19 protein-coding genes are annotated in these 22,323 nt (G+C 58.2%); 4 read left to right on the forward strand and 15 right to left on the reverse strand.

Features of this window, described 5'->3' with window-relative positions:
- Positions 1–3 precede the first annotated feature (3 nt).
- The gene (locus ACP0KA_RS05390) at positions 4–1,446 is read right to left on the reverse strand and encodes a hypothetical protein (RefSeq protein ID WP_424627812.1); all 1,443 of its coding nucleotides are present in this window, start codon (positions 1,444–1,446) and stop codon (positions 4–6) included.
- Positions 1,447–1,506: 60 nt separating this feature from the next.
- On the reverse strand, positions 1,507–2,421 hold the full coding sequence (locus ACP0KA_RS05395; protein WP_424627813.1) for a GTP cyclohydrolase II: 915 nt from the start codon (positions 2,419–2,421) through the stop codon (positions 1,507–1,509).
- Between the two features lie 79 nt (positions 2,422–2,500).
- Between ACP0KA_RS05395 and ACP0KA_RS05400 the strand changes: the two genes are divergently transcribed.
- On the forward strand, positions 2,501–3,574 hold the full coding sequence (locus ACP0KA_RS05400; protein WP_424627814.1) for a RibD family protein: 1,074 nt from the start codon (positions 2,501–2,503) through the stop codon (positions 3,572–3,574).
- Here the strand turns inward: ACP0KA_RS05400 and ACP0KA_RS05405 are convergent.
- Genes ACP0KA_RS05405 through ACP0KA_RS05420 form a run of 4 tightly spaced genes read right to left on the reverse strand, consistent with a single transcriptional unit; the run spans position 3,535 to position 6,787 of the window.
- Complete coding sequence (locus ACP0KA_RS05405; protein ID WP_424627815.1) at positions 3,535–4,344, reverse strand: class I SAM-dependent methyltransferase; 810 nt, start codon at positions 4,342–4,344, stop codon at positions 3,535–3,537. The two genes, ACP0KA_RS05400 and ACP0KA_RS05405, sit on opposite strands and share 40 nt — an antisense overlap.
- The gene (locus tag ACP0KA_RS05410) at positions 4,341–5,390 is read right to left on the reverse strand and encodes a glycosyltransferase family 4 protein (protein ID WP_424627816.1); all 1,050 of its coding nucleotides are present in this window, start codon (positions 5,388–5,390) and stop codon (positions 4,341–4,343) included. The genes ACP0KA_RS05405 and ACP0KA_RS05410 overlap by 4 nt, the downstream gene beginning before the upstream one ends.
- Positions 5,387–5,788, reverse strand: a complete 402-nt coding sequence (locus ACP0KA_RS05415; RefSeq protein WP_424627817.1) for a 6-pyruvoyl trahydropterin synthase family protein — start codon at positions 5,786–5,788, stop codon at positions 5,387–5,389. The genes ACP0KA_RS05410 and ACP0KA_RS05415 overlap by 4 nt, the downstream gene beginning before the upstream one ends.
- A 9-nt stretch (positions 5,789–5,797) precedes the next feature.
- Positions 5,798–6,787 carry a zinc-dependent alcohol dehydrogenase gene (locus ACP0KA_RS05420; protein ID WP_424627818.1) on the reverse strand — a complete coding sequence of 330 codons (990 nt, stop codon included), beginning with the start codon at positions 6,785–6,787 and terminating at the stop codon, positions 5,798–5,800.
- 110 nt (positions 6,788–6,897) lie between these two features.
- Between ACP0KA_RS05420 and mdoH the strand changes: the two genes are divergently transcribed.
- Both mdoH and ACP0KA_RS05430 read left to right on the forward strand, forming a co-directional pair.
- On the forward strand, positions 6,898–8,679 hold the full coding sequence (gene mdoH, locus ACP0KA_RS05425; RefSeq protein WP_424627819.1) for a glucans biosynthesis glucosyltransferase MdoH: 1,782 nt from the start codon (positions 6,898–6,900) through the stop codon (positions 8,677–8,679).
- A gap of 83 nt (positions 8,680–8,762) precedes the next feature.
- Complete coding sequence (locus ACP0KA_RS05430; RefSeq protein ID WP_424627820.1) at positions 8,763–9,425, forward strand: FkbM family methyltransferase; 663 nt, start codon at positions 8,763–8,765, stop codon at positions 9,423–9,425.
- 30 nt (positions 9,426–9,455) lie between these two features.
- Here ACP0KA_RS05430 and ACP0KA_RS05435 read toward each other — a convergent pair whose 3' ends face one another.
- Positions 9,456–9,977, reverse strand: coding sequence for a c-type cytochrome (locus tag ACP0KA_RS05435; RefSeq protein ID WP_424627821.1), 522 nt, complete (start codon positions 9,975–9,977; stop codon positions 9,456–9,458).
- A gap of 99 nt (positions 9,978–10,076) precedes the next feature.
- Here ACP0KA_RS05435 and ACP0KA_RS05440 point away from each other — a divergent pair, with 99 nt between their 5' ends.
- Positions 10,077–11,879: a sulfatase-like hydrolase/transferase gene (locus ACP0KA_RS05440; RefSeq protein WP_424627822.1), complete on the forward strand. Its 1,803-nt coding sequence runs from the start codon at positions 10,077–10,079 to the stop codon at positions 11,877–11,879.
- A gap of 86 nt (positions 11,880–11,965) precedes the next feature.
- On the opposite strand, the gene ACP0KA_RS05445 is transcribed toward ACP0KA_RS05440, so the two are convergent.
- The 8 genes from ACP0KA_RS05445 to ACP0KA_RS05480 all read right to left on the reverse strand — a co-directional run bounded on the left by ACP0KA_RS05445 (position 11,966) and on the right by ACP0KA_RS05480 (position 22,313).
- Positions 11,966–13,018, reverse strand: a complete 1,053-nt coding sequence (locus ACP0KA_RS05445) for an ABC transporter ATP-binding protein (RefSeq protein WP_424627823.1) — start codon at positions 13,016–13,018, stop codon at positions 11,966–11,968.
- Between the two features lie 70 nt (positions 13,019–13,088).
- Positions 13,089–14,513: an NAD-dependent succinate-semialdehyde dehydrogenase gene (locus tag ACP0KA_RS05450; RefSeq protein WP_424627824.1), complete on the reverse strand. Its 1,425-nt coding sequence runs from the start codon at positions 14,511–14,513 to the stop codon at positions 13,089–13,091.
- A gap of 22 nt (positions 14,514–14,535) precedes the next feature.
- Positions 14,536–16,155 carry a GMC family oxidoreductase gene (locus tag ACP0KA_RS05455; RefSeq protein ID WP_424627825.1) on the reverse strand — a complete coding sequence of 540 codons (1,620 nt, stop codon included), beginning with the start codon at positions 16,153–16,155 and terminating at the stop codon, positions 14,536–14,538.
- A gap of 14 nt (positions 16,156–16,169) precedes the next feature.
- Positions 16,170–16,988 (reverse strand): carbohydrate ABC transporter permease, encoded by an 819-nt coding sequence (locus tag ACP0KA_RS05460; protein WP_424627826.1) that lies wholly within the window; start codon positions 16,986–16,988, stop codon positions 16,170–16,172.
- Positions 16,981–17,871: a carbohydrate ABC transporter permease gene (locus ACP0KA_RS05465; RefSeq protein ID WP_424627827.1), complete on the reverse strand. Its 891-nt coding sequence runs from the start codon at positions 17,869–17,871 to the stop codon at positions 16,981–16,983. Before ACP0KA_RS05465 ends, ACP0KA_RS05460 begins: the two co-directional genes overlap by 8 nt.
- A 17-nt stretch (positions 17,872–17,888) precedes the next feature.
- A complete protein-coding gene (locus ACP0KA_RS05470) occupies positions 17,889–19,193 on the reverse strand; it encodes an ABC transporter substrate-binding protein (RefSeq protein ID WP_424627828.1) in 1,305 nt (434 codons plus the stop codon).
- A 91-nt stretch (positions 19,194–19,284) separates the two neighbouring features.
- Positions 19,285–20,961 (reverse strand): dihydroxy-acid dehydratase, encoded by a 1,677-nt coding sequence (locus tag ACP0KA_RS05475; RefSeq protein ID WP_424627829.1) that lies wholly within the window; start codon positions 20,959–20,961, stop codon positions 19,285–19,287.
- Positions 20,958–22,313, reverse strand: coding sequence for an FAD-dependent oxidoreductase (locus ACP0KA_RS05480; protein WP_424627830.1), 1,356 nt, complete (start codon positions 22,311–22,313; stop codon positions 20,958–20,960). Before ACP0KA_RS05480 ends, ACP0KA_RS05475 begins: the two co-directional genes overlap by 4 nt.
- Between the last annotated feature and the right edge of the window lie 10 nt (positions 22,314–22,323).

Below are 22,323 nucleotides of genomic sequence, written 5' to 3' on the forward strand. Positions count from 1 at the left end.
CGATCACCGGTGCAGGCAGGAGTAAACGCGAACCAATTCACGAGTTTGCTCGGGAACGGCGAGCTTGGCGTCTTTATTGCGTGTTGCCGTTTCGCAAGATAACCAGAAATAGTTTCCCTTGGGATCGATAACCAGTCTCTTGGGGGAGAAGTCGGCAAGTATGATCGACAGGTAAGGGATAGTCGAGAACCACGCGAGACGTTCGAGGCTTGGCGAAAGCCGGCGTGAAGAGACAAACTCGGCGCTGCCAAGTGAGGCATCTGCCTCGTCGCTCATTGCCAGCGCAGCAATCGCGTTGCGATAAGCCGACCATCCAGCAATGAACTTGCTCGTTTGGACAATGTTGATCGCAAATACCACCGCAAATATAGACGCGCCAGCACACAAGGAACGTTTCGAAGGAGTAGTAATGGCTTTCTGCAGCCTGCCCAACCGCGCGAAGACAATTCCCTCCCTGGTCATTGCGGCGAGAGCTGCTAAGCCGCCCAGCAAGGGAGTGGCAAGAACCAACGCAGTCCGAAGGTAGTAGCGACTATTCGCATGGATGGCGTCGTCAAAGCCTATCCAATAGATCGAAAGCAATCCGAACACAGCTACCAGCGCGACGATGCATGCCCGCTGGGGATTCCACCGGGAGATCGCAACATGTATCACGGCGTAGGCGGCGATCGCGGAGAGCAAAGAGACCACGACTTCGACTTTGAAGAGCTCGGGATCGAAGAAGTGTAATGCGGCCCTGACAAACGCATCAGCGTAGTAGGAATCCGGGGGAAGAAAGACCTTGGCCGCGATTGCCAACGTCATGACGATGGCGAGGGTGAGGGCGCCCCGCAGAAACACCTTGCTTCGCAAACCTCGCAGCGCGAGCGTCCCGAGAATTGCCAACAACAGCACGAGGGCCCCCTCGTGACAAAATGCCAACAACACCCACGCGACTAGAACCAAAACGGCTCCTGCCAAAGTCGGTTTCGCATAGTGGCTCAGCGCCAGCGTTGGCCAGAAGATCGCATGCGCAAACCACATCTCCGTCGGGAAGCCGAATATCAGCGGACAAAGCAACGCTGTGGAGCCGCACGCGTACACAAAAAGAAGTCGCCCCTGCGAACGATCGGCGGCGTAGGTCAGAACCAACCCCACCAATGGAGCGATATAAAATACCGCTCCATAAGCGATGATTCCCGCCCAAGGGTTGCCAGTGAGCCCAACCAACATCTCGGCCGGCAATAGAGTGAGCAGGTAGACCGCCATTCGACCGGAAATATTGTGCCAATGGAAAGCCCATACGTCTCGCACGGCAACGGCGTAGGAAAACATCGCGCCATCGCCGTAGAGCTCAAGTTGATTTGCGAGCGCGAGGGCGACAAATGCGACAGACCAGCCCAGCCCTAAGAAAATGACTAAACGTCGCAAGCAGATCGAATCTGGTTTCAGCGGGCGGCTGAACATGTCAGCGGGTATTCCTGAATGTATCCACACGACACGCGGCCGATACTGGTCGCAGCAACGCTAGGCGTCATTTTCATCCGGAATTGTCAAGCCATTCAGCTTGTGTCCCGAGCGCAATGCTTTCGTCCTCAGATAGCGCACGTTATGCGAATGAACCGGCGCCTGCAGCGGTATGCGAGAAGAAACCTCAACCCCTGCCCTTGTCAATCCATCCATTTTGGCCGGATTGTTGGTGAGCAGAACAATCTGCGTGCAGTTGAGGGCTGCCAACATTGCCGCCGCAATGCCGTAGTTGCGTTCGTCGTCCTCAAATCCCAGCATTGTGTTGGCGTCATGCGTATCGAAGCCGTCATCTTGCAGCCGGTAAGCACGCATTTTGTTGGCCAAGCCAATCCCGCGTCCCTCTTGAGCAAGATAGAGCACGACGCCGCCGCCGAGATCTTCGAGACGTTTCAGCGATAGCTTTAACTGATCACCGCAGTCGCACCGTCGAGATCCAAACACATCCCCGGTCAGGCAAGCAGAATGAAGCCGCACCGGAACCGGCGCTGAGAAGTCTGGCTGGCCCACGATAACGGCGACTTGGTCGAGTCCGAGAACATCACGAAAGATGACGAAGCGCGCGGTTGTTTTTGATGACAAAGGAATAAGGGCGTCACTGGTCATCGTGACGGTATTCGCCGCGTGGGCGAAGAACCAATCTACTTCTGAAATTTCGACACCAGCGATCGATCGCAGTACATCGCCCCCGCCATCGGCGATCTTCGCCACAAGCGCGGCTGGCACACCGCGGCTCAACTTGATGAGCCGGATGGCCGCCGTAGCCGCAGCGTTGGCGGGCTCAGCCGCGACAGATTGAATGTGTGGGGCAGTCGCAAGAGCAAATACGTCGCGCGCTTTTATATCGGAAGGAATCGACAATGCGGTTGTCGTGGATGCTTCGATGCCCATCGCGCGCGCGCGTTGTGCCGTCACGATGAGTTCCGCTGCGCCAGCGCATAAGGAGCAAAATTCCCGGCACCTCTGATCGTCCAATCCCTCCACGGGAACGGCGATGAAGTCCGCGTTTGGTGTCAAAAGACGTATTGGCCTCTGCGCCCGCAATTCGTTTAACGCGCGGGTTACACCGACGTGCATTGAGGTGCCGATGAGATTTGAATATTCTGTCACAACGCTCACTGATGGGCCTTCTTTGGCTGGACCCGCTTTTGGAACACCAAAAGTCCTTGATTATTCCAAAAGAAATCGGATGGCTTTTTCAGACTGGGTGGCCGATAGTATTGCCAGTCAATTTCTCACCTCGAACTTTGTTTCTGCTGTGCACCTTAGCAATCCTACCACCAGCAAATTTGCTCATCCCGATGCCTGGGCGAACTTCGTCGAGTTGTTTCGCAACGGACGGCCGCACATGCCTCAAGCTTGGGCTGACGTATTCGGCCCGCTGCAGAGCGGGACTGTCGACGATCTGGTGATTGTAGGACAAATAGGACAATCACTCGATGGCCGGGTTGCGACAGCAACAGGTCACTCGAAGTACGTCAACTGCCCGGCGGGCATTGACCATCTGCATCGTTTGCGCGCCTTGGTCGATATCGTCGTGGTGGGCGTCGGAACTGCATTGGCCGATGACCCGCAATTGACAGTCAGACACGTCTGCGGTCCGCAGCCGGTACGGGCCGTGATTGATCCGCGCGGTCGGCTGGGAACAAACGCGAAAGTATTCGCAGATGATGGGGTTCGACGCATATTGATTACAGCGGAGGGATCTCGCGCGGCGCCACCCGAAGGGGTTGAGGTTGTTGTTTTGCCGTCCGAAGACGGAAATATCGCTCCCTCCGCCATTGCTTGCTTTCTGCGAGGCGCAGGGATGCGCCGCGTGCTTATTGAAGGCGGGGCCGACACGGTATCGCGCTTTCTCACGGCCCGATGCCTCGACCGCTTGCACGTGACTGTTGCGCCAGTCATGTTGGGTATGGGCGGGCCTGGCATTGCACTGCCGCCGCTTGAACGCGCCGATCAGGCTCATCGCATGCCGACCCGCGTCCATAAGATCGGCGACGACGTTCTGTTCGATTGTGACTTGTCGGGTCAGCGCTTGACGCTGGGCACTGCAAAGAAGTCGACGTGACCGACGCGCATTGTTGAAACGCGTTCGTTGACGAAACTTTTCCGATTGAACAACCAGCGATCAAGATCGGATCTCGACAGGGCGTGGATCTCATTGGCAGCCGCGGCCCACCCCTCGAGCAGTTCGTTCTGCATACGCAGATCGTCAGTTCCAATCACCCAATCCGAAGCGCCTTGGACAACCGAGTAGCCAGCCGCTTCGAACTTGGCGATCGCCGCCGCGGCGGCGGACGGTCCTAACGCGGGTCCAAATCCTTTATCCGTCAACTGATGGGCGTTGACCGCGGTCACGACCATCGTATCGCATGGATCAGACGGAGAAAGGTCGATGCGTCCGTCATAGCTCAATGCCGCATAGACCGGTAACTCATGAGCAGCGCTGCGCCCGACAAGCCGCTCCAGCCATTCTTCCGATACGAGGTCGAGCAGAGCCGAGGTTGTAATCAGATCCTTTCTGCCGTCCAGCATCACTTCGAAATCGGCAGTGAGATCCAGTTCGGTCGGACTCAGCTTAATCTCGTTGGAGGACGCTCTGTTGCATGCGACCGCCAACAGCTGCGGATCGTTATCGACCAGATCCCAATGCTGTTGGGCTGGCAAATGCCCGGCAACCGCACGCGACGTCGAACCCGCACCGCAGGCAAGATCGACAACGCGAGTTGATTTACTGGACCGAAATGCAGCCGAGACAGCCGCGAGCACGGCGGGATTTCTTGCCCTCAAATCGTGAGGTTCACGCAATGCGAGCCATTCCGCCGAGAATCCGCTCATGCAAATTTCTCCAGTACGCGGGCGAAAGCCGCGCCAGAGTCGCGCCATGTGGGCAGCTTCGCAGCCGAAGCCAACGCCGCTCTGGACATCCGGCAGCGCAGCTCACCATCGCTGATGACGACCTTTAGCGCCGCAGTCAGGGCGCCTGTGTCACCCGCCGTCACCAGTACGCCTGCGCCACCCGGAACTGTCTGAGAAATCGCGCCGGCGGTCGTTCCCACGATCGGAAGCCCGCGCGACAATGCCTCAGCATAGGCCATGCCGTACCCTTCAAACCGCGAGGCCAGAACGAAAGCGTCGGCCTTATGATACAGCTCCGCTAGCTGCTCTGGCGGGACGGCCCCGCGCATAGCGACGCGATCACCGAGTCCGTGTCGATTGATACTCTCCCGAAGCTTGGCAGTCTCGTTTGGATCGCGGGTCAAATCCCCTACGATCGTGAGCCGCCATGAAAGGTCAGTCAGCGTCGCGAGCGAGGCAATCAGCACGTCAAAGCCCTTACGGGGCACGATGGCGCCGACGGACAGCAAATGCGGAACGTTGCTTTCGCTTCCCACTGATGGCGGGACCGGATCGCTGCCGGGAATAACGACTGTGATGCGTTCAGGTCGAACACCGTAATCGGCCTCGACGAGCCTTGCCGTCGTCGCGCTGGTGACGACGACCTTGCGCACGTGAGCCAGGGCAGATTGCTCGCTGGAGCGAAACGCAGCTGCTTGCTCGCCGGACAGCCCCCACTCCAGCGCGAGCGGATGATGCACCAGCGCGAGCAAAGGATTTCGATTTGCTAGTTTCGCCGCGACCTGGGGCAGCACGCCCAACGCCAGTCCATCCAGCACGATGGGGTAGTCGACTGGTACATCGAATAGCTGAGACTCTGCGTTGCGGAGCGCGACCTCATTTGCGAAGGGGAATCCTTCTCCGAGATTGAGGTATTGGGCATCCCAGCCTAGGTCTCGAAGTTCCAGGATGATCCTGCGATCGTATGCAAAACCGCCTGTAGGCGTATCGAGATCTCCCGGCGCGGCAAGGACGAAGTGCTTCACCACAAAGGGGCCTCGTATTGAGCACGCGCCACATGCGATTCTGAAAGCGTGATGCGCAGTCCCTTGAGTTCACGTCCGGGACGTCCCAGCTCCCCGTCACGGGCGGCCTTTGCCAAACCGTCATAGACGTGCTTGCACAGGAATTCCGTCGTCGTGTTTTTTCCCTTGAACTCAGGCACCTCATCAAGATTGCGATAGCTGAGTGGCGTAAGGATAGCTTTCAGCGCTTCGTGAGCCCGACCAATATCGATCACGATGCCATTGTCGTCGAGTGTGTCAGCCATAAACCCTGCATCGACCACGAAGGTTGCGCCATGCAATCGCTGCGCGGGGCCAAAGACCTCACCTCGAAAGGAATGAGCAATCATGATGTGGTCGCGAACTTCAACGGTGAACACGGATGGACCTCATGGATAGACAACGGGTTGGCAGAGTGTATCGCTTCGATCGCTCAACACCTTTGGCAGTAGCTTGGGAAGATCGCCAAATTCGATTGGGGGCGCGAGCAGTATATCGAGCCGGGGATCAGCCAGCAGCGCAATCGCGGCAGTCAGACGGCGGATATGTGTCCAACGCGGACGGTGAGACGGCGCGATACTGCCGACCTGGCTGGACACCAATCGAAGCCGGCGGCTATGGAAAGGACCGCCCAGCCCGGCGGTCACCGGCGCGTCACCATACCAGCTCATCTCAAGTACCGTCGCCTCAATACCTGCGAGCTCTAGTGCCGTGCGTAACCCCTCGGGAGAGCCGCTCGCATGAACGACGAGATCGCAATCTCCGGTCGCCCGTCCTGGCTCTTTGAAAGCAACCCCGAGCTTTCCCGCTAATTCCGCGCGCTTCGGATTTATATCGACGAGGGTGACGTCTGCGCCGGGCATCTGACCGCAAAGATAAGCGACCAGAGACCCAACGGTGCCCGCTCCGACGATGGCGATCCGATCCGATGGCCCCGGTGCGGCGTCCCAAACGCCGTTGAGCGCCGTCTCCATGTTGGCCGCTAACACCGCGCGGTGCGGCGGGACGCCTTCCGGCAAAAGCACGACCGCGCTCGTCGGCACGTTGAAGGTTGTTTGATGCGGATAGAGGGCGAAGACATTCTTGCCTTGCAGCAGCCCACCGCCCCCCTCGACCTGCCCTACCGCGGAATAACCATATTTGACCGGGAACGGGAATTCCCCCTCCATGAACGGAGCACGCATTCTCTCAAATTCGGTTTTGGGAACACGCCCGCCAAACACGAGGGATTCGGTGCCTCGGCTGATGGCGCTATAGAGCGTTTTTACGCGTACTTCGCCGACGCCGGGCGCAGCAATAGGCTCCTGTCGGATATCGACACGTCCGGGTTCGCGATACCAGAGAGCAGATGCAACATCGACGGTCGCGCCAGTAGCCATTTTCTACGATCTCGCACTGGAATTTCAGCCCATAGGCCGTGTTATAGAGGGGGCCGAACGCTCTGAGCGAGCGGCGGCGTCATTGTTTCTCAGCGTACGATATTGGCTAGATGGCACAAACTGAAGCTGATCAACGGATAATTTTTGCCAGGCGTGCGATCTTTGCCGTCCTGTGCTTGGGCACCATGGCATGGACACTGTGGCTGGCCATCCTCACGCTGAGGCCGGGCGGGTTTGGGCCGCTTGATCTCGTGGCTCTCTCCTTGTTCGCGATCATTTTGCCCTGGATGGTTGTCGGATTCTGGAACGCGGTGATTGGATTCATCATCCTGCGGTTTTCCCCTGATCCAGTGGCGGCTGTCCTTCCGGTGGCTGGATCGGTCCGTGGCAACGAACGGATCACGGCGTCCACCGCGATCCTCATGTGCACCCGCAACGAACACCCTGCCCGCATCATCCGGAACCTGGAGCCAATGCTCGAGGGCCTCCATGCGTCTGGTTTCGCGGATCGCTTTCACTTGTACGTCCTCAGCGATACCAACGATCCCGAGTTTGCGATCGGTGAAGAGGCTCGTTTTTCCGAATTGATCGCCACTTGGCGCGATCGGATCGCCATGACTTATCGTCGGCGAACTGTAAATACCGGCTTCAAGGCCGGGAACATCCGCGATTTTTGCGAGCGTTGGGGAGATCACCACGAACTGGCAGTGACACTCGATGCGGATAGCTTCATGCCATCCGACGCGATCCTTCGGCTTGTCCGCATTATGCAACTCGATCCCAGAATCGGCATCCTGCAGGGTCTGATCGTTGGACTTCCGTCGACGAGCTTGTTTGCGCGCATATTCCAGTTCGGGATGCGGCTTGGCATGCGCTCCTACACGATTGGAAGCGCCTGGTGGCAATCGGATTGCGGCCCCTACTGGGGACACAACGCGGTGTTGCGGCTTGAGCCGTTCATCAAGCATTGTCAGCTTCCGCTGCTGTCAGATGCGGGCGAGGAAGAACAGCATATTCTTAGTCACGATCAGATCGAGGCGGTGCTGATGCGCGCTGCCGGTTACCACGTAAGAGTGGTGCCACAGGACGATCTCGGTTGGGAAGAGAACCCGCCTACCTTGCTGGAATTCATGCGTCGCGACGTACGTTGGTGCCAGGGCAACATGCAGTATTGGCGCTTTGTGTCCCAGCCCGGGTTAAAGCCCGTCAGCCGATATCAGTTGGTTCTGGCGATCCTGATGTTCATCGGCTCGCCCGCATGGGTTGGATTGCTTGCGCTGACCACGGCCGCTCTCGTGCTGTGCGACAGCCCTTCCACCGTCATCGAACCGGATGCTGGCAAGGCGTTGCTGCTCTGGCTGCTCGTGATGTGGTTCTCGCCAAAGATCGCGCGCGCTTTGGATATTCTGTTTTCACCGCGAGAATGCCGTTCATTCGGTGGCGCGAGCCGTTTCGTCATTAATCTCGCGATCGAAACGATCTTCTCGATCCTGCTATCTCCTATCCTTTGGATTAGTCACACCATCTTTCTCACTGGCTTATTATTCAACCGAGAGATTCACTGGCTTGGCCAAGTTCGCGACGACCATGCCGTACCATTCAGAGAAGCATTGCTTCGCCTTTGGCCACAGACCATCATAGGCTGCGGCTCACTTGGACTCGTTGCGATGAGCCAACCCTCAGCGTTGCCTTACATGCTCTTGCTCGCGGCCGGTCCAGCCGTGGCCGTTCCGCTTGCAGTCATCACGTCCTTGCCTGCTTTGGGTGAATTGGCTGCCCGGATAGGCGTTGGCCGTCTTCCCGAAGAAACCGCAACACCGGAAGATTTGCTGGAGCTGGCACTGCCAGCCATCAAGTCGGCAAACCCGGCGCCGCTGCCGACCTCGGTCTAGACGTGCTTCGCATTCTCAGGACCGCGCGAGCGACCGCAAGATCACTCCGCATCTACTACGGAGATCGAAGACGAGCAGCGGCCATGGACCAGCTGTATGGCGGCTTGATTCGGCCTGGTGATTTGGTCTTCGATGTCGGAGCTCATGTCGGCGATCGCGTGGCCTCGTTCCGCCGGCTAGGCGCGCACGTCGTGGCTGTCGAGCCTCAGCGCGCGATGGTCCGAACACTGCAGCTGCTCTATGGCCGCAACCGATCCGTGACCATCGAAGCGGTCGCGGTGGGACAGGCTGCCGGCAGGATCAACATGCTGATCAACGCCGACAATCCCACCGTATCATCGGTATCGCGGGCTTTCGTGGAAGCCGCTCAAGGCGCGCCGGGATGGGAAGCACAGCGCTGGAATGAAAGCATTGATGTCGAGGTTACCACGTTGGATGCGCTCATAGCCAAGCACGGCGTTCCCGCATTCATAAAGATCGATGTCGAAGGCTTCGAAGCGGAGGCGTTGGCCGGCTTGTCGCAGGCAGTACCGGCACTTTCATTCGAGTTCACCACGATTCAAAAAGACGTAGCGCTCGCCTGTATCGAGCGTTGCGTGGCGATGGGCTACGCGCGCTTCAACGCCGCCCTTGGAGAGAGCCAGGCGTTGGTCGCCCCCTGGACAAGCGCGAGCGAGATCACACGCTGGCTCACCGAATTGCCGCACTCGGCCAATTCAGGAGACATCTATGCCGTCTCATCTTGACGAGGGATAAGGTAACGCCCTCGACACGCCCTACTGTTTTGGTTGCACCGCAGCAGTCCAAGTCTTGTAATCGGCTTCGGATGTCTCAGGGATCTTCTTAACGAAGGCCGCAATCGCCCAGATTTCGTCGTCAGTTGCACCTGCCAAACCAAAGCTCGGCATTCCTGTCATGTTGATGCCGTTCTTGATCACCCAGAACAACTGAGGCGGGGACAATTTACCGGCGACTTCCTTGAGATCCGGTGGATCAGGGTGTAGCCCTTCAGAGTATTTGAGCCATTTGACACCTGGCGCGCCGTGGCAATTCGCGCATCCGAAAGATGCATATGCCTTCGCACCATCCTGAACCTTTGCGGCGTCGCCGAACGAGGCTGGAGGTTTATCGTTGGCGTGCCGCTCAATCGAGGCGATTCTCACCTTCGTCAGTGCCCACGTCACTGCGGCGGGATCCTCGCTCGTCCCTGCAACAGAATAGAACCCTCCGAAGAAGAACACTGCACAGGCTAGTCCGGCGACAATCGCCAACGCACCAATTACCGCAAGGAAGCGCATGTATAAGCCTCCGTATTTTTTCCAGAGAACAAATTATGGGTCAGGAGTGGAATAAGCGGTAGCCTGAAAGGTTGCATATCACGAGATATCACGCGCATTTTGACGCAGCGGCTCGCAGCGAATCTGGATGTCGCCGACTGGAAGGCGGTACAAATGTCGACGGAACCGGCTCTCGAAGCCGGGCCAAACATATTGGGTGGCGCGTCCGGTGCCCTCGTCGGAGATGCGATCACCGCGGGGATCACCGGCCGCAGGTCCGTCGCATTCTGGCTCGCAATCCTGTTGCACGCGACAGCGCTCGCCCTGGCGATCACAACAGAGGTCAACGCCTTTGGATTCGCTATTTGCCTGCTCGTCTGGATCGTGCTGAACGCATTGTGGCTTGCAATGGTGCGACGACCGACCGTCGCGGCCTTCATCTCTCTCGAAATCTTCGTTGTCCTGATTCTGCTGTCGCGATTCAAATTCGACAAGCTATGGGCGACGCTCGACTTCATCGACGTCATGATCGTCGATCACGACACGACCGCATTTCTGTTGGCCACCTTTCCGGCCTTGCGCTGGTGGATTCTGCTGGCAGCGACGGCCACCATGATTGCAGGCATCTTCACGTGGCGTCTGGACCGACACCGCATCGGGTCCTTTGCAAGCCTCGTGGCGTTCGGCGCCGCCGGGGCTGCATTGATCGTCCTGTGCCTGCTCCATCCTACCGGCCTCAACGAAGACTTCGAAGGCAAAAGCTATGTTTCGAAATTCGCACGGACCGGTGTCGAGACCGTCCACGAATTGATGACCCATGGTTACTTTGAAGCTGCTGACGAGGTGAACGGGAAAGCGATCGAAGCAGCTGCGACGTTCGGTTGTCATGCGACTCGAAGGCTTCCGCACATCATCCTGCTCCACGATGAGTCGAGCTTCGATATCACCGCCGCACCCGGGATCAGGGTCCCTCCCAACTATCAACACCATTTCGAGTCGTTCGACGGCAAGGCGCGCAAGCTTGTTGTCGAAGGTGTCGGCGGGCCGAGTTGGTTTGCAGAATTCAACGTGTTGACTGGCCTCTCCGTCCGGTCATTCGGACGATTTGCGACAGCGGTGACGCGAATTGCAGCCGGTCATGTGTTTAGAGGCTTGCCACACAGCTTGCGAGATTGCGGGTACCAGACATTCAGCCTCTATCCGTTCTATGGCTCGTTTCTCGCATCTCGTGCTTTTCAAACAACGACCGGCATCGAACACTATCTGGATATGCGCGATCTAGGCACGACCGACTTCGAAGCAGACAGCTTCTACTATAATCGTGCTATCGATCTGATTCATCGCGAACGCGGTGATCACCCCCTTTTTCTTTACGTTTACACCGTGGCTAATCATTTTCCGTGGAACGAGCGGCTGCGCCCGAGGCTCACTCCTGATTGGCACGACCTGGGGAATGCACCTGACGTCAACGAGTATATTCGCCGCCAGAGAATGTCAGCCCATGACTACCAGGAATTCCTGGCGAAGTTGAAACGCGACTTTCCTGGAGAGCAGTTCCTCATCGTGCGTTATGGTGACCACCAGCCCCAGTTCGGCGCACGCGTACTCGATCCACTGTTGAGCAAGGAGGATATTGCCAGGCATGCCGAACAATTGGATCCACGCTACCTGACCACCTACTACGCGGTAGACGCGGTGAACTTCACGCCCGCCGGCATGTCATCGGCGCTGGTTAGGCTCGACGCGCCATACCTGCCCCTTATCGTGTTGGAAGCCGCAGGGATTCCGTTGGACGCGACGTTCACAATGCAACGACAGATTTTGAGGAACTGCAGAGGGCTGTTCTATAGTTGCGAAGGCGGAGCACGAGTCAGGCAACTGAACCGGCTGTCGATCGACGCAGGCTTGATCAAAGGCCTATAGTCGTGGTGCCGATAGGAGCGGGCCAAAGACCGCAATACTGACGGATTCGAAACCACGCAGCGAGAAGTTCGAGCGCGGACTAAAAACTACAGCCGCTTGCCAGTTTCTTCGTCAAAGACATGAATGTTAGTCGCCGTTGAACGAAGATGGAGCATATCGCCCGGTGCGGCTGAGATGCGCTCACGGCATACGACCGAGACATCCACCTCACCTGCTCTCAGGATGACCTGGGTTTCTGAACCCGTCGGCTCGACGACGACAACCCGCGCAGGAGTACCCGAGTCCGCAAACTCGAAGCTCTCCGGACGCACTCCATAGATCACGCGACGACCGTTAAATGTTGCGTATTCCGCTCCAAGATCGAAGGTTGGACCGTTATCCGCCATAAAGCGGGCCTCATCAATTCGTCCTTTGATGAGGTTCATGGCCGGCGAGCCGATGAATCCTGCGACGAAGGTATTGGCGGGCCGATCGTAAACATCAAGCGGGCGACCATACTGTTCGACAACGCCTCCTCGCATCACGACAATCTTATCTGCCATGGTCATGGCTTCGATCTGATCGTGAGTGACATAAACAATCGTGGTCTTTAGCCGCTGATGCAGTTCCTTCAGTTCGGTGCGCATGGCAACCCGGAGCTTGGCATCCAGGTTTGATAGCGGCTCGTCGAACAAAAAGACTTTCGGATCGCGAACAATTGCGCGACCCATGGCAACTCGCTGGCGCTGGCCACCGGACAGTTCGCGCGGATAACGTGCGAGATACGGCTCAAGCCCAAGAATGGCAGCAGCCCGATTGACGCGCTTTTCAATCTCGTCCGCGGATGCCTTCCGAAGCTTGAGCGAAAACGCCATGTTGCCGCGGACCGTCATATGCGGATAGAGCGCATAGTTCTGAAATACCATCGCGATGTCGCGATCCTTCGGCGGGACATCATTGATCACTCGCTCATCGATGCGAATTTCACCCCCGGTGATGTTCTCCAATCCGGCAATCATCCGCAGCAGTGTCGATTTTCCACATCCCGACGGACCAACCAGAACGACAAACTCGCCCTCCTTGATATCGACCGATGCGCCATGAATGACTTCCAATGGGCCATACGCCTTCCGCACGGCGTCAATTGCAACAGATGCCATATCCAAGTCTCCGGATGCAGTGTGACCCTGCAACGATGTGATGAAAAGAGCCAGCGGAGCGTGTTGCTCCTCACATGAGGCTCACGAACTTCCGATGGAGGTAACCTTCGATGCCTTCGGTGCCGCCCTCATAGCCCTGCCCGCTGTCCTTTACGCCCCCCATTGGCGTTTCGGTCAGAGTCATCGAGAGACTGTTCACCGCCACCATTCCGGATTGGATCTCGTCGGATGCAGCCAACGCAGTCTTGGTGGATGACGTAAACACATAGGCCGCCAACCCGTACGGCAGCGCATTGGCCTTCGCGATTGCCTCATCAAATTCTCCAAACGAAGAAATTGGGGCGATCGGACCGAATGGCTCTTCACGCATCAATCTGGAGTCGTCCGACGGGTTGTGAATGATCGTCGGCTCGAAGAAATAACCGCGGTTTCCGGTTCGTGATCCGCCGGACAAGACCTCACCGCCCCGGGCCGGATCATCCATAAAGCCGTTCATCGCGTCGATACGCCGGGGATTGGCCATCGGCCCCATCGTGCTTGACGGCTCGGTTCCGTCACCGAGCTTCAGCTTTTTCGTCTCCGCGACGAATGCCGAGACAAACGCATCCTCGATCTCTTTCTGCACATAGAAGCGGCTCGGCGCGATGCAAACCTGACCGGCATTACGGTACTTTCCGCTGACAAGCACCTTTGCCGCCTGCACAGGGTCAGCATCCGCGAAAACGATCGCCGGCGAATGGCCGCCAAGCTCCATCGTCACGCGCTTCATGCCGTCGGCTGCGAGCCGTGTCAGATGTTTGCCGACGGGTACCGAACCAGTGAATGATATCTTTCGGATCACCGGACTTGAAATAAGTCTTTCCGATACATGTGCAGGCTTGCCAAATACGAGGTTCAGAACTCCAGCCGGCACGCCGGCCTCGTCAAACGCACGTACGATCTCAACACAGGTCCCTGGCGTTTCCTCCGCGGCCTTGATGATGATCGGACAGCCAGCCGCAAGAGCCGTCGCAATTTTCCGTGCCGGCGTGGTTGCCGGGAAATTCCACGGCGTGAAGCCAGCTGCGGGACCGACTGGCTCCGGCACGACCAGTTGCCGAATGTCGGACGTTCTGCCCGCGACCACACGACCATAGGCACGCCTGCCTTCATCGGCAGCCCACTCAATGATATCCACGGCCGCATCGACTTCCCCGCGCGACTCCGCGAGGATCTTTCCTTGCTCCAGCGTCAGCGTCAGCGCGACCTCTTCGCGCCGGCCGCGCAATACATCTGCCGCTTTACGCAGGAGCCGCGCGCGCTCGTAGGGCGAAGTCTTCCGCCACGTTGGAAAGGCACGGTCTGCCGCCGCAAGGGCGCGCGACAAATCCTCATCCGTTGCATGCCAAAGGTCGGCGATCGGCTGCTCGGTGGCAGGATTGATGACGGGCTCAGACACCCGGCCACCGCCGCGGATCCATTTCCCGTCGATGTAAAGTCCAAGCTCGGGATACATGATACGTCGCTCCACTGCGGCTTCAGGCTGCTTTTGAATTCTGAAGTGTTGCTGTCCGGAGAACGAATTCCGCACCCATCTCACCGATCATGATCGAGGGCGCATTCGTATTTCCAGAGATCAGCGTCGGCATGATCGACGCATCGACGACGCGCAGGCCAACGAGGCCGTGAACCCTGAGTTGGTCATCCACCACGGCATTTTCGTCATTGCCCATCCGGCAGGTCCCGACCGGGTGGTAGACCGACATTGCCTTTGCGCGTAGGAATGAGAGCAACTCCTCATCACGCAGGGAGGGACCGGGCTCTTTTTCCGACTCGATCATGCTGGCAAGCGGCTCCGCGGCAGCCACACGGCGTGCGATTTTCATGCCTGCGGCCAACACGTCCGCATCCCGAGGATCACTCAGATAGTTTGGCGAAATAGCGGGTGGCACCATTGGGTCCGCACTCTTGAGGCGCACGTGGCCACGCGAGTACGGCCTCAACTGGCAAACCGTCAGCGTGAATGCAGAATACGGATGCAGAACGGGACGATCCTTCCGATCCGTGCTGAATGGGTACACATGAAACTGGACATCCGGACGGTCGAGATCAGGGCGCGTCTTGATAAATCCGCCGGCGATGCCCGCCCACCAACCGAGAGGTCCCTTACGCGTGAAGATGTATTTCACCCCCATCCACAACTGACGGAATGGATTTGCCATATCGTCGTTGAGCGTGATCTTCTTCTTTGTCTCGAGAATGAAGCGCGCCTGGACGTGATCCTGCAGATTTTCTCCAACCCCGGGCAGCGCCTTGACGACTGGAATGCCGTACTGACGCAACAATCCTTCTGGTCCGACACCTGATAGTTGCAGAATATGCGGCGATTGAATCGCGCCGGCGCACAGCAGTATCTCGCGGTTCGCCGTGACTTCAACATTGGCGCCCTCATGGACGAAGGCTACACCTCGCGCGCGCACGCCGTCGAAGAGAATACGGGTCACCTGCGCGTGGGTGACAAGATCGAGATTCGGGCGCTTCAGCGCGCGGCGCAGAAACGCCTTCGCCGTGCTGTAACGAAGGCCGCGCTTGGCCGTCGCCTGGAACGGCCCAACGCCCTCCTGACGCTCACCGTTAAAATCAGAATTGTACGGAATTCCGGCCTTCACGCCCGCGGCAATAAAGGCTTCGGCAATCGGATGCTTCTCCGGCAGGTCAGTCACGGGTAACGGCCCGCCTGCCCCATGCCACGGCCCGCTGCCGCGCTGCTGATCCTCGCTGCGCTTGAACATCGGCAGCACATCACTGTAACCCCAACCGCGGTTACCGAGATCACGCCATCCGTCGTAATCCTCGCGCTGGCCGCGCACGTACAGAAGTCCATTGATCGAACTTGAGCCGCCCAATCCCTTGCCGCGCGGCTGGGCGATCCGGCGACCATTCAGGCCAGCCTGCGGCTCGGTCTCGAACATCCAGTTAACGGTGCGATTGAAGAAGGTGCGGCCGTAACCAAGGGGGATATGGATCCAGATATTGCGATCCGGGCCGCCAGCTTCGATCACCAACACGGAATGCTCTCCGCTGGCGGACAGCCGATCAGCCATCACGGACCCTGCCGATCCAGCACCAATGACGATATAATCGTAATTCTTCTTCATGATATTTGTCGCTCTTAGTTCGCAAGGCCGCTGGTCTGGAAGCCGCGGACGAGATATTTGCGGCCAAACAACACCAGCAGCAGACCGGGCAACGCGAGCAGGAAGTTCGCGGCCTGGATCACCGCCCAGTTCAATTCCATCTGCTGCACGAACAGGCTCATGGCGATCGGCAACGTGAATTTCTGATCGTCGCGGATCAGCATCAGGCCCAGCACGAAGTCGTTCCATGACGCGGCGAAGGCAAAGATAAAGACGGCCGTCAGCGCAGGGATCGACAAAGGCACCATGACCATCAGGAAAGTCTGGAACTTCGACGCTCCATCCATCTCCGCGGCTTCCTCGTAAGACATCGGAAGCGCCTGGTAGAACTGCCACATCAACCAGAGTCCGAAGGGCAGGCTGAGCGTGACGTGAGCAATCGCCAGCCCCCAGATGGAGTTCAACAGCCCCAGTTTCTGAAAGAGCGCGAAGAATGGAATTCCGAGCAACACTTCGGGGAACATGTAGGAGAACAGCACAATCTGGGCGATGAGCGCCTTGCGCGGGATATTTGTTCTCGCCAGTGCGTATCCGCCGAGGCCGCTACAGACCACGACGATCGTACTGCTGATCAGAGCAGCCTGCAGGCTGTTCGACGCTGTCACGAGAAAATTCGTCGTCTTCAGAAGCGTGCTGAAATTCTCCAGCGTGAAACTGCCGAGCAACAGCCGCGGCTTATAGACATCCGCCGGCGTCTCCAGCGCGGATTTGAGCATCCAGTAGAATGGAAACAGCGTCGGGATCAAATAAATCCCGATCAGGATTTTAGGCAAAAGAGATCGACGCTCAGCCACGTGCCACCTCCTTCTCCGGATGGAAAGCACGGATGTAGACGATGCCGAACACCAGAAGGATCATGAAAATAACGGTCGAGACTGCGCCGCCGACGCCGTAGTCGTTGTTTCCAAAGGCCTGGACGTAGGCATAGAGCGGAAGCGTGGTCGTTCCACCGATTGGGCCACCTGACGTGAGCAGCCAGATGATATCAAACCGATTGAACATCCATATCCCGCGAAGCAGGATGACCAGCAGGATCGGCGCGCGCAGCATCGGAATGGTGACATAGATCAATTCCTGCCACCAATTCACGCCATCTACGCGGGCCGCCTCATAGACGCTCGGTGAGATCGTTCCGAGATTTGCGAGGACAACAAGAACCACGAAGGGCGTGAATTGCCAGACACTGGCGGCCGTCACCAAAGACATGGCGAGCACGCCGGTGCTGGTGAACTCGATAGCCGAGTGAATCAAACCCGAATGCACCATCAACTGGTTGAAAATGCCATTGAGGCTATCTGTCATCCAACGCCAGACCAGTGCAGTGGTCACCGTTGGGATCATGTAAGGCATCAGCACGAAGCTCGTCACGAACGGGCTGCCATGCCGAAAAATGAGAATTGCGATCCCGACTCCCAGGACTACCTCAAGTGCCGTCGAGATGGTCGCATAGATCAAACCGATAACGAGGGCGCGCCAGAATGCCGGATCGCTGAAAATGGTCTGATAGTTGTCAAAGCCGGCAAACGTCATGCCGGCTTGGAACGGTCCACTGTTGGTGAATCCCAACACGATCGCCCAAGTGACGGGAATGATCATCACTGCGATGAACAGGATCGCCACAAGTAACAAGGCGATTCCTGAAAAATCGAGTCTGCGAAGTACGTTCGTTCCCGTCACGATCGGCGTCCGTCAGTTCAGGCGTTCTTGACCAGCGCGCGAGCCGCTTTCGCAGCTTGATCGATGGCGGCCGCAGGATCAGCGCCGCCCTGCACCACGTTCGCCAGCATTTTGTTGTAAACAGTGCTCGTGTAGATCCTTGCGCGCTGCCAGCTGGGCTTCGTTCCCTTCAGGTCGTAGACGGGATTACGCGCGTGATCCCACGCGGAATCGATGACCTTCACGATGTCCTGATGCTTCTTGACGAAATCATCCTGCTGATAGCCGCCGAGGAAGTCTTCCTTGGTGGCCGGAAGAACATGCAGGGGAATTGACCAGAGATAGTCGAAGTAGCGCTGCCCTTCGCGCAGATACGTGATGATGGATTTTGCCACTTCCTTGTTCTTCGAGCCTTTGAAGACCATGAAGCCCTCGGCCGACAGGCGATTGGCGGTCGCCTTTCCATATGGCTGCAGCATCGGCTTGGTGACTTCGGCGAGCTGAGGATTGTTCTGGCTCGTCACTGCGAACAGGCGCGATCCGATGTAGTCGGCCATCGCGACCTTGCCGGACGCAAACGAGTTGATGATCTCACCCCAGCCAAAGTTCGTTCCGCTCGGCGAGAACTTCGACATCCGCGTGATAAACGCCAGCGTCTCCGCAAGCGCAGCCTTGTTCTCTCCTTGATCGAAGACGACATTGCCGTCGTCATCGACGAAGTTCACGCCGTTGGAGAATGCGTAGCTGAACAGCGAGGATACCGGATTGTCCCCGGTCTCGTTGGAGCTCACGACATAGCCGTACTGACCGTCGCCGGTCAGTTTCTTTGCCGCGGCTTCGAACTCCGCCCATGTCTTCGGCGGCTGCAATCCCGCCTTTTCGAACAAATCGGAGCGATACCAGCTATAGGTGAACTTCACGCCCATTGGCACGAAGAAATCCTGGCCATCGATGCGCGCACGCCAGCGATCCGGAAGATTCTTGATGGTGCCAACGATATCGGACACCGGCTCAAGCAACTTGGAGTGAGCGTACAGCGTCGCATCCTCGATATCGAGATTGACGATATCAGGCGCGGTGCCGCTTTGCAGCATCGAGGCCACCTGCTTGCGAACGGCTTCGGGCGATGTGAAGAGCGGATTGATCTTCAATCCCGGATTTGCCGCTTCCAGCGCCGCGATCAGATCGCCCGTCACCTTCTTTGTTGTCGGCAGCGATTCATAAGTCAGGTAGCTAATCGTACCGGTCAGACCTGCGGCGAAAGCCTTGAGCGGTGCACCAATCGCGGCGCCCGCGCCCATGCCCAATGCCAGCTTCAAAAATTCCGCACGTGTCATTTCCATCGCTTTACTCCCTTGATGCTACTGATTGCGAGTAGGCGCCCTGTTCAGGCGCTTCTTGATCTTCTGTTGTGATCGGCGCTGTCCGGTCCGATCAAATGGCGCTTCGCGGCTTCAGTGTTCCACCCTGCGTCAGTGGCTGAACGCGATCCTGATAAAGCCCGAGCCAGCCGGTCTTTTCGGAGTTGACGAACGGCGGCAGTGCCGCGCGGCGCTCGTCCAACTCGGCTTGGGGCACTTCAAGTTCGATGCTGCGAGCCTCAACGTCGATCGACACGCTATCGCCGTTACGTACAAGCGCGATCGGCCCACCGTCGGCCGCTTCGGGCATCACCTGCCCGATGGTGAAACCTCGATTGAGACCGGACAGCTGGCCGTCCGTGATCACGGCAATCTCTTCTCCGAGCCGCGCGCCATTGACAGCAGCAACAAACCAGGACGCCGATGCTACGCCCGGCCCTCCCCGCGCGCCCAGCCCGCGCAGTACGATCACTTCGCCGCCCTTGATCTCGCCACGCGCAAGCGACTCCATGGCCGCTTCTTGAGATTCAAAGACACGACATTGTCCACGGAAGCTCGCGGCCTTGCCTGTACCGAGTTTCATGATGGAGCCTTGCGGTGCGAGCGAACCGCGCAAGATGACGACAGAGGGTCCCGGACTGACCGGCTGTTCCAGGCTGCCGAGCACACCGCCTTCAACTGTGATGTTTGACAAGTTATCGCCGACGGTCCGGCCAGACACCGTCATGACGCCGCGATCGAGGACTGGCTCGAGCTGCTTCATCACCGCTCGTGCGCCGCCGGCAGCTTCAAGCTCCTCGATGCGTCCGCTGCCGTTCGGCTTGATCGCGCACAATAACGGCACCTTCCGGCCGAGTTCGTGAATGAGTTCATAGACATTTGCCTCGATCCCACCTTCAGAGGCAACCGCCTGAAGATGGCGCAACATGTTGATCGAACCGCTCACCGCGAGTCCGACCGCCATCGCATTCGAGAAGGCTGCAGGAGTCATAATGTCCCGCGGCCGCAGATCCTCATTCACGAGAGATACGATCCGCTTTCCAGCCTCCCGCGCGAAATCGCGCATGCGTAGTCCAGATGCGGCGACCGGCGCGCTCCCCGGCAGCGTCATGCCAAGGGCTTCGGCCATGATGTGCATCGTGTTGGCCGTCCCCATTCCGGCGCAAACGCCCGGACTGAGAACCGCAATTTCGCACATCTCCTCGATTTCCTTCGTGGTGATATGGCCCGTCGCGAGCTCGCCAACCGATTCGAAAACATCTTCGATATCGACCGGCTTGTTATGAAGCCGGCCACACGCCTGGTATCCTCCGATCACGAGGATGCTCGGAACATTGAGCCGCGCTGCAGCCATCAGGTGAGCCGGCGCCGTCTTGTCGCAACTCGACAGACACACCATGCCGTCCAGCACAGCGCCCTCCACCGCCACTTCGATGTCATTCACGAGAAGATCCCGCGACGGCATCAGATAACGTCCGCCGCGTCCTGCACCCGTGATGAAATCACTCGGCGCTGTGGTCTTGATTTCGAACGGCAAGCCACCCGCTTCGCGAATTCCCTGCTTCACGATCTCCGCGACTTCATCGAGGTGGCTAAAGCAGATCGATATCTCCGAAGACGAATTGATCACGGCGATCTTCGGCTTCGTCATGTCTTCGTCGGTCAATCCCAGCGCGCGCCATTGCGCGCGGCGGATCGCCCACCGTGTTGTACCCGGCTCGAAATTGGATCGATAATTGCGCTTACTCATGCGTGGATAACTTGTCCGGACTTTTGTTGTTGGGAGCCTTCGGGAAGCGGGCCGATCAGTGCCCCTTGCTTCTCAAGCTGCTGGCGAATGCCGCTCGCTTTGAGCCGGCGAATATCTGTGTTGCCGGCCTGCGCAGCAGCGACACCGGCAGCTTCGCCGAGCGCCATGCAGACAGCGGCAATACGCATCGACGCGTGCGCATCATGCGACGCGGACGAACACCGCCCTGCAACGAGCAATCCGTCGACACCGACTGGCAGCAGCATCCGGAACGGCAACTCGTAGAAGGTACCTGGTTTGAGGAATATCCACTTTGTCGCCCGACCTGCGCCGTGCTCTTCGACTGGCCAGGCACTGCACGCGATTGAATCCTCGAAGCGAGCTTCATTCATCACGTCATCGAGCGTGAGCCAGTAATCGCCCTTGATGCGGCGGCTTTCACGCACGCCGATCTCAGAGCCGATATCCGCAATGAACGCGTTTTCGTAGCCGGGTACAAACCGACGGAACGCATCTAGATAAAGTTTGAGTTGCCTACGGCCATTGATCTCAGCCTCCGACACCTCTTCCGTGTTGAGCGGATCCGGCGAACGCTCGCCGCGCAGAACGCGCGTGATGTTCAGATGCATCGCTCCTTCGCGGAAGCTGAACATGCCCCCGGCCGTGCGGGGCAGCGGCAGTCCGGCCGCGACAGCCTTTTCGAGATGATTGCGAAGGTCGTCGCGCGTCATCGCAGTCGCCCGCGCCGTATCCACACCGCCAAAACGGAACATGGTCGTCGGCGCCTGGATCAGCGACGGATCGTGTTCGAATTCAGCATTGCACAAGGCAGCGATATTCGCGTCCCCCGTGCAATCGATCACCGTCGTCGCCATACAGGCCCAACGGCCATCTCGCCCCTCAAAAATCACGCCCTTGATGCGGCTTCCATCCTTGACGACGGCAACAGCAATATTGTGGAAGGCGACCTTGACACCCGCCTCGGTCACGATCTCATCCGCGACCAGCTTGATTGAGGTCGGATCGTAAAGCAGCGAAGCGGTCTCGAACCAACGCATGGGCCCCTTGATGCCGCCAACGCGATCCATCCGTTCGATCAACTCGCTGGCAAATCCCCTCACCACCGGGATGACATCCGTTTCGGTGACCGTGTACAGGCCGCAAATACTCCCAAGCGTGACCATTGCGAGCGTCCCGCCGAGATAGCCATTCTTCTCGACCAGCAGCACATCGGCCCCCAGTCGCGCGGCAGACGTTGCCGCCGCAAGCCCCGCAGATCCACCACCAATGACAAGAACATCGACCGTTCGTCGGACCGGCGTCTGACGCACCGCTTCAGTGATCGTTTGCATCGTTTTACTT

Source organism: Bradyrhizobium sp. SYSU BS000235 (assembly GCF_049747295.1).
Lineage (GTDB): Bacteria > Pseudomonadota > Alphaproteobacteria > Rhizobiales > Xanthobacteraceae > Afipia.

Bases quoted from the DNA above. Each gene is read 5' to 3' on its own strand.
- ACP0KA_RS05405 (WP_424627815.1), bottom strand. From the start codon at position 4,344: ATGAGCGGATTCTCGGCGGAATGGCTCGCATTGCGTGAACCTCACGAT.
- ACP0KA_RS05455 (WP_424627825.1), bottom strand. From the start codon at position 16,155: ATGAAGAAGAATTACGATTATATCGTCATTGGTGCTGGATCGGCAGGG.
- ACP0KA_RS05430 (WP_424627820.1), top strand. From the start codon at position 8,763: ATGGACCAGCTGTATGGCGGCTTGATTCGGCCTGGTGATTTGGTCTTC.
- ACP0KA_RS05445 (WP_424627823.1), bottom strand. From the start codon at position 13,018: ATGGCATCTGTTGCAATTGACGCCGTGCGGAAGGCGTATGGCCCATTG.
- ACP0KA_RS05400 (WP_424627814.1), top strand. From the start codon at position 2,501: ATGAAGTCCGCGTTTGGTGTCAAAAGACGTATTGGCCTCTGCGCCCGC.
- ACP0KA_RS05435 (WP_424627821.1), bottom strand. From the start codon at position 9,977: ATGCGCTTCCTTGCGGTAATTGGTGCGTTGGCGATTGTCGCCGGACTA.
- ACP0KA_RS05480 (WP_424627830.1), bottom strand. From the start codon at position 22,313: ATGCAAACGATCACTGAAGCGGTGCGTCAGACGCCGGTCCGACGAACG.
- ACP0KA_RS05450 (WP_424627824.1), bottom strand. From the start codon at position 14,513: ATGTATCCCGAGCTTGGACTTTACATCGACGGGAAATGGATCCGCGGC.
- ACP0KA_RS05390 (WP_424627812.1), bottom strand. From the start codon at position 1,446: ATGTTCAGCCGCCCGCTGAAACCAGATTCGATCTGCTTGCGACGTTTA.
- ACP0KA_RS05475 (WP_424627829.1), bottom strand. From the start codon at position 20,961: ATGAGTAAGCGCAATTATCGATCCAATTTCGAGCCGGGTACAACACGG.
- ACP0KA_RS05470 (WP_424627828.1), bottom strand. From the start codon at position 19,193: ATGGAAATGACACGTGCGGAATTTTTGAAGCTGGCATTGGGCATGGGC.
- ACP0KA_RS05420 (WP_424627818.1), bottom strand. From the start codon at position 6,787: ATGGCTACTGGCGCGACCGTCGATGTTGCATCTGCTCTCTGGTATCGC.
- mdoH (WP_424627819.1), top strand. From the start codon at position 6,898: ATGGCACAAACTGAAGCTGATCAACGGATAATTTTTGCCAGGCGTGCG.